Annotated in this window: 13 protein-coding genes; all 13 read left to right on the plus strand. The window is 61.4% G+C overall.

Going from position 1 to position 12,969, the window contains the following annotated elements:
* Positions 1-1,123: heterodisulfide reductase-related iron-sulfur binding cluster (locus NDI87_RS12685; RefSeq protein ID WP_296275637.1), on the plus strand; the 1,123-nt coding region annotated here is incomplete at its 5' end.
* Between the two features lie 13 nt (positions 1,124-1,136).
* Positions 1,137-1,727 (plus strand): DUF3501 family protein, encoded by a 591-nt coding sequence (locus tag NDI87_RS12690; RefSeq protein WP_296275639.1) that lies wholly within the window; start codon positions 1,137-1,139, stop codon positions 1,725-1,727.
* Positions 1,728-1,795: 68 nt separating this feature from the next.
* Positions 1,796-2,566 (plus strand): peroxide stress protein YaaA, encoded by a 771-nt coding sequence (gene yaaA, locus NDI87_RS12695; protein WP_296275641.1) that lies wholly within the window; start codon positions 1,796-1,798, stop codon positions 2,564-2,566.
* A gap of 127 nt (positions 2,567-2,693) precedes the next feature.
* Complete coding sequence (locus tag NDI87_RS12700) at positions 2,694-3,683, plus strand: tripartite tricarboxylate transporter substrate-binding protein (protein ID WP_296275642.1); 990 nt, start codon at positions 2,694-2,696, stop codon at positions 3,681-3,683.
* A gap of 101 nt (positions 3,684-3,784) precedes the next feature.
* Positions 3,785-4,219, plus strand: coding sequence for a tripartite tricarboxylate transporter TctB family protein (locus NDI87_RS12705; protein ID WP_296275644.1), 435 nt, complete (start codon positions 3,785-3,787; stop codon positions 4,217-4,219).
* 19 nt (positions 4,220-4,238) lie between these two features.
* On the plus strand, positions 4,239-5,780 hold the full coding sequence (locus tag NDI87_RS12710) for a tripartite tricarboxylate transporter permease (RefSeq protein ID WP_296275645.1): 1,542 nt from the start codon (positions 4,239-4,241) through the stop codon (positions 5,778-5,780).
* A 78-nt stretch (positions 5,781-5,858) separates the two neighbouring features.
* Positions 5,859-6,704, plus strand: a complete 846-nt coding sequence (gene queF, locus NDI87_RS12715; protein WP_296275646.1) for an NADPH-dependent 7-cyano-7-deazaguanine reductase QueF — start codon at positions 5,859-5,861, stop codon at positions 6,702-6,704.
* Between the two features lie 95 nt (positions 6,705-6,799).
* Complete coding sequence (locus NDI87_RS12720) at positions 6,800-8,440, plus strand: HD family phosphohydrolase (protein WP_296275647.1); 1,641 nt, start codon at positions 6,800-6,802, stop codon at positions 8,438-8,440.
* 47 nt (positions 8,441-8,487) lie between these two features.
* Positions 8,488-9,516 (plus strand): DMT family transporter, encoded by a 1,029-nt coding sequence (locus NDI87_RS12725; RefSeq protein ID WP_296275648.1) that lies wholly within the window; start codon positions 8,488-8,490, stop codon positions 9,514-9,516.
* A gap of 23 nt (positions 9,517-9,539) precedes the next feature.
* Positions 9,540-10,253: a tRNA (adenosine(37)-N6)-threonylcarbamoyltransferase complex dimerization subunit type 1 TsaB gene (tsaB, locus tag NDI87_RS12730; protein WP_296275650.1), complete on the plus strand. Its 714-nt coding sequence runs from the start codon at positions 9,540-9,542 to the stop codon at positions 10,251-10,253.
* Entirely contained in the window at positions 10,250-10,747 is a 498-nt protein-coding gene (gene rimI, locus NDI87_RS12735) for a ribosomal protein S18-alanine N-acetyltransferase (RefSeq protein ID WP_296275651.1), read from the plus strand. Before tsaB ends, rimI begins: the two co-directional genes overlap by 4 nt.
* A complete protein-coding gene (locus NDI87_RS12740) occupies positions 10,744-11,640 on the plus strand; it encodes a uracil-DNA glycosylase (RefSeq protein WP_296275652.1) in 897 nt (298 codons plus the stop codon). Before rimI ends, NDI87_RS12740 begins: the two co-directional genes overlap by 4 nt.
* 9 nt (positions 11,641-11,649) lie before the next feature.
* Positions 11,650-12,969: arginine--tRNA ligase (gene argS / locus NDI87_RS12745; RefSeq protein ID WP_296275653.1), on the plus strand; the 1,320-nt coding region annotated here is incomplete at its 3' end.

A 12,969-nucleotide genomic window follows, 5' to 3' on the forward strand; every position in this document is an offset into this window, starting at 1 on the left:
GAAAGTGGTGAGCCAGTGTTACCTGTGCGACCTGTGTTACATGACCAAGTGCCCGTATGTGCCGCCGCACCAGTTCAACCTCGACTTCCCGCACACCATGCTGCGCGCCAAAGCCATCAAGTTCAAGAAAGGTGAAGTGGGTGCTGCCGAGAAGTTTCTGGCGTCCACCGACGTGCACGGCCAACTGGCCGGCATCCCGGTGGTGGTGCAGGCGGCCAACGCCGTCAACAAGACCAAAGTGGCCCGCAGCGTGATGGAAAAAGTGGCGGGTGTGGACAAGGACGCCTGGCTGCCGTCGCTGGCAACCAAAAAGTTCCGCTCGGCCGCGCCCGAGGCCAAGTCAAGCATCGTCACGGACGGCGCCAAGACGCCTGGCAAGGTGGCGATTTTCTCCACTTGCTTCATCAATTACAACGAGCCCGGCATTGGCCTGGATCTGCTCAGGATCCTCGATCACAACAACATTCCGTACGTGCTGGTCGAGAAAGAAAAGTGCTGCGGCATGCCCAAGCTGGAGCTGGGCGACCTGGCCTCCGTGAATGCCAGCAAGGAGGCCAATATTCCGATGCTGGCGCGTTACGCCAAGGACGGCTTTGCCATTCTGGCGGCAGTGCCGAGTTGCGCCCTGATGTTCAAGCAGGAAATCCCGCTGATGTACCCCGATGACGCCGACGTGCAACTGGTCAAGGCGTTTATGTGGGACCCGTTCGAGTACCTGATGCAGCGCAGGCGCGACGGCCTGCTCAAGGAGGAGTTTCCGGTGCCGCTGGGCAACGTCAGCTACCAGATCCCCTGCCATGGCCGGGTGCAGAACATTGGCAAGAAAACCGAGGAAATGCTCAAGATGGTGCCCGGCACCACGGTCAATACCTTCGAGCGCTGTTCGGGCCACGCCGGCACCTTTGGTGTGAAAAAGCTGTACCACCAGCAGGCCATGAAGATTGGCAAACCGTTGTTCAAGGGCATGGCCAGCATGAAAGATGGCAGCCAGCCCGACTACATCAGCTCCGACTGCCCGCTGGGCGGCCACCACATCGCCCAGGGCTTTGAGGTCAACCAGCTCGGCACGCCCGAACTGCAGCACCCCTTGAGCCTGATCGCCAAAGCCTATGGACTTAAATAACACTGAACACACCATGCAAATTACCGGCAACATCACCCCCGACAGCCTGATGGGCCTGGAGGCCTACAGCAAATGGCGCAAGGCAAACAAACCCGCCGTCATGGCGCACCGCAAGCTGCGCAATGTGCATCTCGGTGAGCACATGACGCTGCAGTTCGAGTCCGAGACCACCATCCGTTACCAAATCCAGGAGATGCTGCGCATCGAGAAAATCTTTGAAGAAGACGGCATCCAGCAGGAAATCGATGCCTACGCTGCACTGGTGCCCAACGGCAGCAACTGGACCACGACCGTGCTGCTGGAATACCCCGATGTGAGCGAGCGCAAACGCGAATTGGCGCGCCTGATTGGGGTGGAGGACCATCTGTTTGTCGAAGTGGAAGGGCAGCCGCGCGTTTATGCCATCGCTGATGAAGACATGGACCGTGAAAACGAAGAAAAAACCTCGGCGGTGCACTTTGCCCGCTTCGAATTGACCCCGGCCATGTGCGCCGCTGTCAAAGCGGGTGCCGCAGTCAAGGTGGGCTGCGACCACACCAACTACCCGGCGCATGTGACGATATCGGACGAAACGCTGGCCTCGCTGGCTTCCGATCTCAAATAAGCATGTCAGGGTGCTTATCATCAGGGCTTCCGCGTGAAGCCCTTTTTGATGCCCTGAACCTGTCACCCATGCTGTTCTTACTGTCCCCTGCCAAATCGCTCGACTTTGAGGCAACCGCCGCTGATGTCCCGCATACCCAGCCGCTGTTTGTGCCGCAGGCCCAGGAATTGATCGACTTGTTGCGCCCAAAATCACCACAGGAGATTGCCAGCCTGATGAGCCTGAGCGACAGCCTGGCGGGGCTGAACGTGGCGCGTTACCAAGCCTGGCATCCCAAATTTACGGCCAAGAACGCCAAACAGGCGGTACTGGCCTTCAACGGCGATGTCTATGACGGGCTCGATGCCAAAACCTTGCGTGCCGACGACCTGACCTGGGCGCAGGACCATGTGTGCATCTTGAGCGGCCTGTACGGCGTGTTGCGCCCGCTGGACTACATGCAGCCCTACCGGCTGGAGATGGGAACCAGGCTGGCTAACCCACGCGGCAAGGACCTGTACCAGTTCTGGGGCAGACAGATTTCCGACTACCTCAACACGCGCCTGCAGCGCGACAGAACTCCGGTGCTGATCAACCTTGCCAGCCAGGAATACTTCAAGGCAGTGGACAAGAAAGCGCTCAAGGCGCGTGTGGTGGACTGCGTGTTTGAAGACTTCAAGGACGGCAAGTACAAGATCATCAGCTTTTACGCCAAACGCGCACGTGGCTTGATGGTGCGCTTTGCCGCCACCCGGCGCGTGAGCCTGCCAGAGCAACTCAAGGACTTTGATCTGGATGGTTACGCCTTTGACAGCAGCGTTTCCCAGCCCGAGCGGCTGGTGTTTCGCCGTCAACGCTAGCACGAAAAAGACGACGCCATTGCGATGCCGATACTGGTGTATTCCCTAGGTAGCCGGACAGGCGATTGACAGTTTGGCGCCTCAGAATTCGCCGGTGTTCAGTTCTTTCGCCAACAGGAGACTCACCATGATCCGTATGAAACATCTCGCCCTCTGGGCCGCACCCGTTGCCGTGGCAATGGTCACTTCTACCTCGGCTTTTGCCTTCGAGCCTGGTAGCACCGAATGTATTGCCCCGGCCGGCGCAGGCGGCGGTTGGGATATGACTTGCCGTCTGGTTGGCAAAACCTTGCAGGACCTCAAGTTGATCCCCGGCTCCATGCAGGTCACCAACAAGGCCGGCGGCGGCGGCGGCGCTGCCTATGCCGAGGTGATCAACAAGCGCAACAACGACAGCAACCTGATCATTGCCGCCTCCACGTCAACGGCAACCCGGCTGGGCCAGAACGCCTACCCGGGCAACACCATGGATCAGGTCAAATGGCTGGCCTCGGTCGGCGCTGACTACGGCATGGTGGCCGTGGCTGCAGACTCCCCTTACAACACCCTGCCCGAATTGATGGCCAAGGTCAAATCAGACCCGACCGCCATTTCCTTCGCTGGCGGTTCGGCCGTAGGTGGCTGGGATCACCTGAAGGTGTTGATTGCAGCGCGCAAATCAGGCATCAGCAACGTACGGTCTGTCAAATACGTCGCCTTTGACGGCGGCGGTGAAGCGGTCACACAATTGCTGGCAGGCAAGATCCAGGCATTCACAGGTGACATCTCCGAAGCCAAGGGCTTTGTCGATGCCGGCAAGATCAAGGTTTTGGCGGTGCTGGCACCCGAGCGCTTGGGCGGGGACTTTGCCAAGTTCCCGACTGCCAAAGAGCAGGGCCTTGACGCGGTTGGCGCCAACTGGCGCGGTTTTTATGTGCCCGGTGGCATGAGCCAGGACGCCTACAACTTCTGGGTCAAGAGTGTCGGCACGGTGTACGACTCCAAGGAATGGAAAGCCATCATGGCCAAAAACGGCATGGCACCCTTGAACCTGCGTGGTGAGGCATTCCAGAAGTACGTGAAAGAGTCTGTCGCTGAAATCAACGCGTTGTCGAAAGAAATCGGTATCGTCAAGTAAGGCAAAACGCCAGTTCAGGGCCTGTTGATCCATTCCATCGACAGGTCTTTCTTTGTCCCGGGGACTGCGTCCCCCCCTTTTTTTATTAATCGGATCCTGCCATGAAGAGCGACCGCATTTTTGCTGCCATTGTGCTTGCTGCATCCCTGGGGATGATGTGGGCCACCACCCAGATTGAGGAAAGCTTCATTCAGGACCCGCTGGGCCCCAAGTCATTTCCGATGCTGATTGCCGCGCTGATGGCAGTGTCGGCCGTGGTCATGTTTCTCAAGCCTGATGCCGACCCGCACTGGCCCGGCGTGTACAAGTTGCTGGAACTGTTGGCCACCACGGGCGTGCTGATCGCCTACGCCCAGCTCTTGCCAATTGCCGGTTTTGTGCTGGCCACCACCTGTGCTTCGGCATTTTTGACCTGGCGCTTGGGCGGCACAGCGCGCCAGTCCGCCATTGGCGGGGTATCGACTGCGGTGGGCATCTTCCTGCTTTTTCAGTATGCATTGGGCGTCAACATGGCCAAGGGCCCATGGGGCTTTTAAGCGCACAAAGGATTAAAAAATGGACTCTTTACAAGCTTTGGCGCATGGTTTTTCTGTCGCGCTGACCTGGCAAAACCTGGGTCTGGCCCTGATGGGCTGCTTTTTGGGCACCATCATTGGTGCACTGCCGGGCCTCGGCCCGTCCAACGGCGTGGCCATCATGATCCCGGTGGTCTTCAGCATGGGCCTGGGGCCAACCCCGGCGCTGATCCTGCTCACCAGTGTCTATTACGGCGCCATGTATGGCGGTCGTATTTCATCCATTCTACTCAACATTCCGGGCGATGAGCCCGCGCTGATGACCACGCTGGACGGCTACCCGATGGCGCGCCAGGGGCACGCCGGTGAGGCACTGGCCATCTCTGGCATTGCCTCGTTTGTGGGTGCTTTTTTTGCCACGATCGGCCTGGTGGTGCTGGCGCCGCAGTTGGTCGAAGTGGCCTTGCTGTTTGGCCCAGCCGAGTACTTTGCCATGTTTACGCTGGCGTTTGCCACCCTGGGCGGCGTCACCAGCAACAACCAGGCCAAGGCTGGCTTTGCCACCTGCCTGGGTCTGGCACTGGCCTTTGTCGGCGTGGACGGCCAGACCGGCGTGCCACGTTTTACCTTCGGCAATGTGCATTTTTACGATGGCATTGACTTTCTGGTGGCCATCGTCGGCATGTTTGCTTTGTCTGAAATCTTCGTTTTCATTGAAGAGCGCAACAAGGTGGGCAGTCACACCACCGCCAAGATGCCTGAAGTGGGTCGGGTGATTCCGCCCTGGTCGATGATCAAGCAAACCAGCGGCGCCATGGGACGCGGCACCATCCTGGGCTTCATTGCCGGGGTCTTGCCGGGTGCCGGGGCTTCGCTTGGCTCTTTCCTGGCTTACACGGTGGAGAAAAAAGTAGCAGGTAAAAGCGGACGCTTTGGCAAAGGTGACCCGCGTGGTGTGGCCGCCCCTGAAGCAGGCAACAATGCAGCAGCCGGTGGCGCCCTGGTGCCCATGCTGGCGCTGGGCGTGCCGGGCTCCGGCACCACGGCGGTGCTGCTGGCCATGTTGCTGGCCATGGACATCACGCCCGGCCCCTTGCTGTTTGCGCAGAACCCGGATGTGGTCTGGGGCCTGATTGCGGCATTGTTCATTGGCAACTTCATGTTGCTGGCGCTGAACCTGCCGATGGTGGGCATGTTTACCAAGGTGTTGAAGATTCCATCGATGTACCTGATGCCCGGCGTCACAATGATTTCGTTCGTGGGTATTTACGGCATCACCAACTCCACTTTTGACTTGATGCTGATGATTGCCTTTGGCGTGCTGGGCTGGGTGTTGCGCAAGTTCGAAATCCCCATGGTGCCGGTGATTCTGGGCATTTTGCTGGGCGAATTGATGGAGAAAAACCTGCGCCGCGCCCTGACCATTTCAGACGGAGATTTTGCAATTCTCTATGGCTCCCCACTGGCGGTCGGCTTTTTGCTGGTGGCAGTGATCGGCTTCATCTTGCCGGTATTCCTGCGCAACTTCGTCAAGCCGAAAAAGCTGGTGGAGGACGCCATCACGGAAGGCACCGCCGACTGAGATTGATACTGGTGGTAGATTCAGGCTGATCAGAGCCCGGTCATGTGACCGGGCGTTTTTACTTGATTGGCTTCTTTGATGACCTCGTCCATCCATTCCCCGCTCGGTCAACCCGCGCTGTATGCAGACCAGTACGACGCCGCCCTGCTGTTTCCCATCGCACGCGCGCCGCAGCGCACGGAACTGGGCATCGGGGCCACACTGCCTTTTCTGGGTGCCGACCTGTGGACCGCATTCGAGCTGAGCTGGCTTAATCTGCGCGGCAAACCGCAGGTGGCGCTGGCGCACATCACGGTACCCTGTGAGTCGGCCAACATCATCGAGAGCAAATCGCTCAAGCTCTATCTGGGCAGCTTCAACAACACCCGCTTTCCCGATGCCGCCGAAGTACTGGCCCGCCTGCGCGCCGACCTCACCGAAGCGGCCTGGCGTGGCGGCATCGTGCAGTCCAGCGTGGGCGTCAGGCTGGTGGCGGCCGAGTTGTTTGATCGCGAGCCAATCGAGGAACTCGACGGCCTGAGCCTGGACCGGCTGGAGCTGGACTGCGACCGTTACACGCCCGCCCCCGAACTGCTGAGCGCTGCCACTGAAGAAGCGCCGGTGACCGAGGTGCTCACCAGCAATTTGTTGCGCAGCAACTGCCCGGTGACGGACCAACCCGACTGGGGCAGCGTGCAGATCAGCTACTTTGGCCCGCAGATCGAGCAGGCCGGACTGTTGCGCTACATCATCAGCTTTCGCAATCACCAAGGTTTTCATGAGCATTGCGTTGAGCGCATGTTCATGGACATCCAGGCCCGTTGCCAGCCGCACAAACTCAGCGTTTATGCCCGCTACACACGCCGCGGCGGCCTCGACATCAATCCGTTTCGCACCAGTTATCCACAGGCCTTGCCCGCCAATCGCCGCAATGCCCGGCAGTAGCCAGGAACCCGCGCGCACAGCAATAATGGGACCTGCAGGTAATGCCCCGTCAGCGGGCTGGAGCGGCAGCTGCACCTTTTTGACAAAATAAAGCCATGACAAGCATTGCAAAAAATACCGACCTGAACACGGTTGCGGGTTTGCTGGGGCGACTCGAGCAACTCAATGACATCGGTGTGGCGCTGTCCAGGGAGCGCGACATCACGCGTCTGCTGGAATACATTTTGCTGGCGGCCAAAGGCATCACCCGGGCTGACGGCGGCACCATTTACAGCAAGGTCGTGGGCGCTGACAGTTTGCGCTTTGAAATCCTGCGCACCGATTCGCTGAACATCGCCATGGGCGGCAGCGCCGTCCAGCCAATCAACTTCGCCGACCTGCCCTTGACCAACGCCAATGGTGCACCCAACGACTCGCTGGTCGCCGCCTATGCGGCCATTCACGCGGTCACCGTCAACATAGAAGACGCTTACAGCGACCCGAATTTTGACTTTTCGGGCACCCGCAAATTCGACCAGAACACCGGCTACCGCTCGCAATCCTTCCTGACCGTGCCCATGTGCAACCAGGACGGTGATGTGATTGGCGTCCTGCAATTGCTCAACGCCCTGGAACCCGGCAGCAACGAGGTCACCAGCTTCTCCAAGGCCGACCAGCAACTGGTGGAATCGCTGGCGTCACAAGCCGCCATTGTGCTGAGCAACCGCTTGCTGATGAAACAACTGGAAGACCTGTTCGAATCCTTCATCAGCCTGATCAACATGGCCATTGACGAAAAATCGCCCTACACCGGGGGCCACTGCCAGCGGGTGCCGGCCCTGACCATGATGCTGGCCGATGCCACGGCGCAACACCAGGAAGGTCCGCTGGCTGCTTTTTCCATGACCGAGATGGACCGCTACGAACTCAAGATTGCAGGGCTGCTGCATGATTGCGGCAAAGTCACCACGCCGGTGCACGTGGTGGACAAGGCAACCAAGCTGCAAACCCTGTATGACCGGATTGACCTGATCGACACGCGTTTCGAGGTCCTCAAGCGCGACGCCGAAATTGAGGCGCTGCGCCGCCAACTGGCGCTGCGCCCCTGCGTTGATGAAGCCGCCGAGCGCGCCGGCATGGTCGGCCTGTACAACCAGCTCGGCGCGCTGGACGCGGATCGCAGCTTTTTGCGCACGGCCAATTCCGGCGGCGAATTCATGAGTGATGCCGCCGTGGCGCGGGTGCACCACATCGGTAGCCATTACCAGTGGCGCGACACCGACGGCCAACCAACCAGCTTCCTGTCGGCCGATGAAATCGACAACCTGTGCATCCGCAAAGGCACACTGACTGCGGCCGAGCGCGACACCATCAACTACCACATCGTGGCAACCATCAAGATGCTGGAGAAGTTGCCCTGGCCCAAACACCTGCAAAACGTACCCGAATATGCCGGTGGCCACCATGAGCGCATGGACGGCAAGGGTTACCCCAAAGGACTCACGCGCGAGCAGATGTCGGTGCAGGCGCGCATCATGGGCATCGCTGATATTTTTGAAGCCCTGACCGCCTCGGACCGACCCTACAAACATGGCATGAAACTGTCGCAGGCCATCAGCATCATGGTCAAGATGAAGGAAGACGGCCATATTGACGCCGACTTGTTTGATGTTTTCATCCAGCAAGGTGTTTATTTGCGTTATGCCCACGAGTTTGTCGACCCGAGGCAAATCGACGAGGTCCGGCTGCCGTCCTGAAAATTCAATTTTTCCAAAGTCTGTGGCGCACCACGGATAATTCGCGCATGCCAACGCCTTCCGCCTCACCCCCCCGCCTTTCGCCGCGCACCATTGGCATGGCGGCTGCCGTGATCACGGTGCTGATCTGGACATCGTTCATCCTGATCGCCCGCGCCTCGGCGGATCCAGCGCGCGGCGGTCTGCTGACACCGCTGGACATGGCCTACTGCCGCATCGTCGGCGCGGCGCTGCTCTTGCTGCCCTGGGGCGCCTACCTGGTGCAACGTGACCGGGCCGACGGCATGGCAGGCGCCTCTTGGCTGGGGCTGTCGCCGCTGTCCCTGCGCGTCACGGTCTCGGTCGGCTTTTTTGGTGGCCTGCTCTACGCCATGCTGGCCTACAGCGGCTTCGCCCATGCGCCAGCGCTGCATGCCTCGGTGCTGATGCCGGGCAGTTTACCGCTGTGGACAGCGCTACTGGCCACCTGGCTGCTGCGCGATCACATCAGCCCCGGACGCGCCGTGGGGCTGGGACTGATTGTGCTGGGTGACTTGCTGGTGGGGGGCTTGAGCCTGTTGCGTGCCTTTGATGGCGGTCAGGTCTGGCTGGGCGACCTGCTGTTCATGAGTGCCGCCCTGTGCTGGGCCACTTACAGCGTCCTGGCGCGTCACCATCGGCTCGATGCGGTGCGAGCCACCATCGCCGTCACCACCTTTGCCGCCGTCTCCTATGTGCCGTTGTACAGCGTGCTGGCCCTCACGGGGGCGGTTCAATCCCATGTGTTTACCGCCCCTTTCAAGGAAGTGCTGTTTCAGATGCTGTTCCAGGGCTGGGGATCGGTGGTGATTTCGGGCATCACGTTCACGCAAATGATCCGTTACTTCGGCCCGGTGCGCTCGACCATGATCACAGCCCTGGTACCAGGGTTGTCGGCCATCGGCGCCGTGCTGTGGCTGGGTGAACCCCTGCACTGGAACCTGGTGGCCGGGCTGGTACTGGTGACCACGGGCATTTTGTTCGGCGTGCGCGCAGTCAGCCTGGCAGGTTCCCCCTGCAAGGCGGCGCGCAAGCTGCAACCCAGCGCAGGGCATTGATGAATGAAGCACGAGGCAATCGCATGAATTTGCTGGCCTTTGACACCAGCACCGACAGCATGTCCATCGCCGTGCAACGCGGTACGGGTGCGGCCGGTCTGCTGTGCCAGCACACGGCCGCGGGCGGCGCCCACACCTCCACCCATTTGATTCCTGAAATCCAGCGCCTCATGGCGCTGGCGCAACTGCGCTTTGATGAGATGGACGCCATTGTGTTTGGCGCCGGGCCCGGCTCGTTTACCGGCTTGCGCACCGCCTGCTCGGTTGCCCAGGGCCTGGCTTTTGGTGCAGCGGTGCCGGTGCTGCCTGTCAACACCCTGCTCGCCGTGGCCGAAGAAGCGCGCTGGCAGAACGCGGCCACTCCGGTTTTTGCCGTGACCGCCCTGCTCGATGCCCGCATGGACGAACTGTACACGGCGGGCTATGTTTTTGCGTCCGGAAGCTGGGTGCAAGGCTGCGGCGAGCGCCTGATCAAGCCGGAGAACCTGGACTGGAACGGCACGGATGTGCTGGCCGGCAATGTGTTTGCAGGCTATGGCGCGCGCTTGCCGGCACAGGCAGCGCAGACGCTGGCGCTACCGACCGCCACGGCACTGCTTCGCCTGGCCCCCGCCCTGCTGGCCCGCGGCGCCGCCGTATCGGCCGAGCAAGCGCTGCCCACCTACATTCGCGACAAGGTGGCGCAAACCACGCTGGAGCGCGCCGCCAGCAAGGCTCTGGCCGGGGTCGCGCCATGAGCACGCCAGGCCAGGCCGCGCAGGTCCGTTTTGAGGTCATGACCGAAAGCCATCTTGATGCCGTCACCGCGCTGGAGCAGCAAGCCCACCCGCATCCCTGGCAGAAGCGCCATTTTGCCGACTGCCTGACCAGCGCCTATGAGGCGCAGCTGCTCATGGCCGGTGACAGCTTGCTGGGTTATTTTGTGGCGATGAAGGGGGTTGATGAAGTGCATTTGCTCAACATCACGGTGGCGCCACCGTACCAGCGTCAAGGCTGGGCCCGCGTCATGCTCGATGCGCTGGCCCTGTGGTCCAGCGGCCAGGGTGCGCAATGGCTTTGGCTGGAAGCGCGCCACAGCAACAGCCGGGCCATCCATATTTACCAGGCCCACGGCTTTCGCCACGTCGGCATGCGCCGCCAGTATTACCCGGCCACCTCGGGGCAGCGGGAAGATGCGGTGGTCATGAGTCTGCAACTCAATGCCACACCCAGCCAGGAGCCCGCGCCATGAGCCTGGTGCTGGATGCGCGCCAGCGTGCCATGCTGCTGGAGATGGGGGTGCGCGTCTGGCAGCCCCTGACTGCGCCCGGGCCGCAAGCGCTTTTGACTGACAGCGCCAGCCCCGCGCCTCTGGTTGCGGTTGAACCCGTGGCCTTGCCTGTTGCCCCAATAGTGCCGATTGAGGCAGCCAGCCAGCCGGTCAGCCCGGAGCCGCCGCTGCGCACACCCGACCAGTTGCCAGGCCCGACCCGGCTGATTGAACTGGCCAGCGGCATTGCCGCCATGGATTGGCCCGCTTTAACCGAGACCGTGCGCCACTGCCAGGCCTGCGCCATGTGCCTGGGGCGCCGCGCGCCGGTGCTGGCGGCACCCCGGCAGGTCAGCGCCTGCGACTGGCTGCTGGTGGGCGACCCCCCCGATGAAGCCCAGGAACGAGCCGGCCAGCCTTTTGTCGAGGAAGCAGGTCAGTTGCTGGACAACATGTTGCGCGCTGTGGGCGTGCGACGCTGCAACCATGAGGCCGGCGCGGACCAGGGAGCCGCGTCACGCGCCTACCTGACCCATGTGCTCAAGTGTCGTCCCGCCCTGATGCGCGCCCCCAACGCGACCGAACTCAGCACCTGCGCCCACTTCCTGCGCCGTGAAATCGCCCTGACCCAACCCAGGGTGATCATCGCCATGGGGCGTTTTGCCATGCAACTGCTGCTCAGCGAAACCCCGCCCGAGCAGGCCAGGCTGCCGCTGGGCAAGTTGCGCGGCCAGCTCTGGCGCTATGCCGGTGTGCCGGTGGTGGTGACCTACCCCCCGGCTTATCTGTTACGCAATGGCCATGACAAAGCCCGGGCCTGGGCCGACCTGTGCCTGGCCCGCGCGGTGGCCACTGGCAACCTGGCCAACCCGTAAAATCCGGGCATGTTGATCGTTAAAACCCAATTGCTCGAAGTCCTGCGTGCCACGCTGGAAGATGTACAGCCCGGCGCGGGCGCCAAAGCGGCGTTCGAGTCGCCCAAAGTGGCGGCCCACGGCGACCTGGCCACCACGGCTGCCATGCAGCTGGCCAAGCCGCTCAAGCAAGACCCGCGACAGCTGGCCGAGAGCCTGTGCACCTTGCTGCGCACCACGCTGCCTTACCAAACCTGGGTGGAATCGCTTGAGATTGCCGGGCCCGGTTTCATCAACATCAAGCTCAAGCCGGCGGCCAAGCAGCAAGTGGTGCGCTCGGTGCTGCTGCAAGCCGAGCGCTACGGCAGCCAGGCCGACAACGGCCAACGCATGCTGGTGGAATTCGTCTCGGCCAACCCGACCGGGCCACTGCATGTGGGCCACGGCCGCCAGGCGGCGCTGGGCGATGCCATTTGCAACCTGTTCGACAGCCAGGGCTGGCTGGTGCACCGCGAGTTTTATTACAACGACGCCGGCGTGCAGATTGCCACGCTGGCCACCAGCACGCAATTGCGCGCGCAAGGCTTCAAGCCGGGTGACAGCTGCTGGCCCACCGATCCCGACAACCCGGTCAGTAAAAATTTTTACAACGGCGAGTACATCGCCGACATCGCGACTGATTTTCTGGCCAAGAAGACGGTGACGTCAGACGACCGCGCCTTCACCGCCTCCGGTGATGCGTCCGACCTCGACAGCATCCGCCAGTTTGCCGTGGCCTATCTGCGCCATGAGCAGGACCTCGATCTGTCGGCCTTCGCCGTCAAGTTTGACAACTACTATCTGGAAAGCAGCCTCTACACCAGCGGCAAGGTCGACGCCGCGGTGAAGCGCCTGATCGAGGCCGGCAAGACCTACGAGCAGGACGGGGCGCTGTGGCTCAAGTCCACCGACTACGGCGACGACAAGGACCGCGTCATGCGCAAGCAGGACGGCAGCTACACCTACTTCGTGCCCGACGTGGCCTACCACATCAACAAGTGGGAGCGCGGCTTTTCCAAGGTCATCAACATCCAGGGCACCGACCACCACGGCACCATTGCCCGCGTGCGCGCCGGTTTGCAGGCCGCCAACGTGGGCATTCCGCATGGTTTTCCGGACTACGTGCTGCACACCATGGTACGGGTGGTGCGCGGCGGCCAGGAGGTCAAGATCAGCAAGCGCGCCGGCAGCTACGTGACGCTGCGCGATTTGATCGAGTGGACCAGCAAGGACGCGGTGCGCTTCTTCCTGCTGAGCCGCAAGCCCGACACCGAATACACCTTCGACGTCGACCTGGCGGTGCAAAAGAAC

The sequence above is a fragment of the Rhodoferax sp. genome (genome assembly GCF_023701345.1).
GTDB lineage: Bacteria > Pseudomonadota > Gammaproteobacteria > Burkholderiales > Burkholderiaceae_C > Rhodoferax.

What these genes read in the sequence shown, in the direction of transcription:
- tsaB (WP_296275650.1), top strand. Translation starts at nt 9,540, where the DNA reads ATGAATTTGCTGGCCTTTGACACCAGCACCGACAGCATGTCCATCGCC.
- NDI87_RS12705 (WP_296275644.1), top strand. Translation starts at nt 3,785, where the DNA reads ATGAAGAGCGACCGCATTTTTGCTGCCATTGTGCTTGCTGCATCCCTG.
- NDI87_RS12740 (WP_296275652.1), top strand. Translation starts at nt 10,744, where the DNA reads ATGAGCCTGGTGCTGGATGCGCGCCAGCGTGCCATGCTGCTGGAGATG.
- NDI87_RS12725 (WP_296275648.1), top strand. Translation starts at nt 8,488, where the DNA reads ATGCCAACGCCTTCCGCCTCACCCCCCCGCCTTTCGCCGCGCACCATT.
- NDI87_RS12690 (WP_296275639.1), top strand. Translation starts at nt 1,137, where the DNA reads ATGCAAATTACCGGCAACATCACCCCCGACAGCCTGATGGGCCTGGAG.
- NDI87_RS12700 (WP_296275642.1), top strand. Translation starts at nt 2,694, where the DNA reads ATGATCCGTATGAAACATCTCGCCCTCTGGGCCGCACCCGTTGCCGTG.
- yaaA (WP_296275641.1), top strand. Translation starts at nt 1,796, where the DNA reads ATGCTGTTCTTACTGTCCCCTGCCAAATCGCTCGACTTTGAGGCAACC.
- queF (WP_296275646.1), top strand. Translation starts at nt 5,859, where the DNA reads ATGACCTCGTCCATCCATTCCCCGCTCGGTCAACCCGCGCTGTATGCA.
- NDI87_RS12720 (WP_296275647.1), top strand. Translation starts at nt 6,800, where the DNA reads ATGACAAGCATTGCAAAAAATACCGACCTGAACACGGTTGCGGGTTTG.
- rimI (WP_296275651.1), top strand. Translation starts at nt 10,250, where the DNA reads ATGAGCACGCCAGGCCAGGCCGCGCAGGTCCGTTTTGAGGTCATGACC.
- NDI87_RS12710 (WP_296275645.1), top strand. Translation starts at nt 4,239, where the DNA reads ATGGACTCTTTACAAGCTTTGGCGCATGGTTTTTCTGTCGCGCTGACC.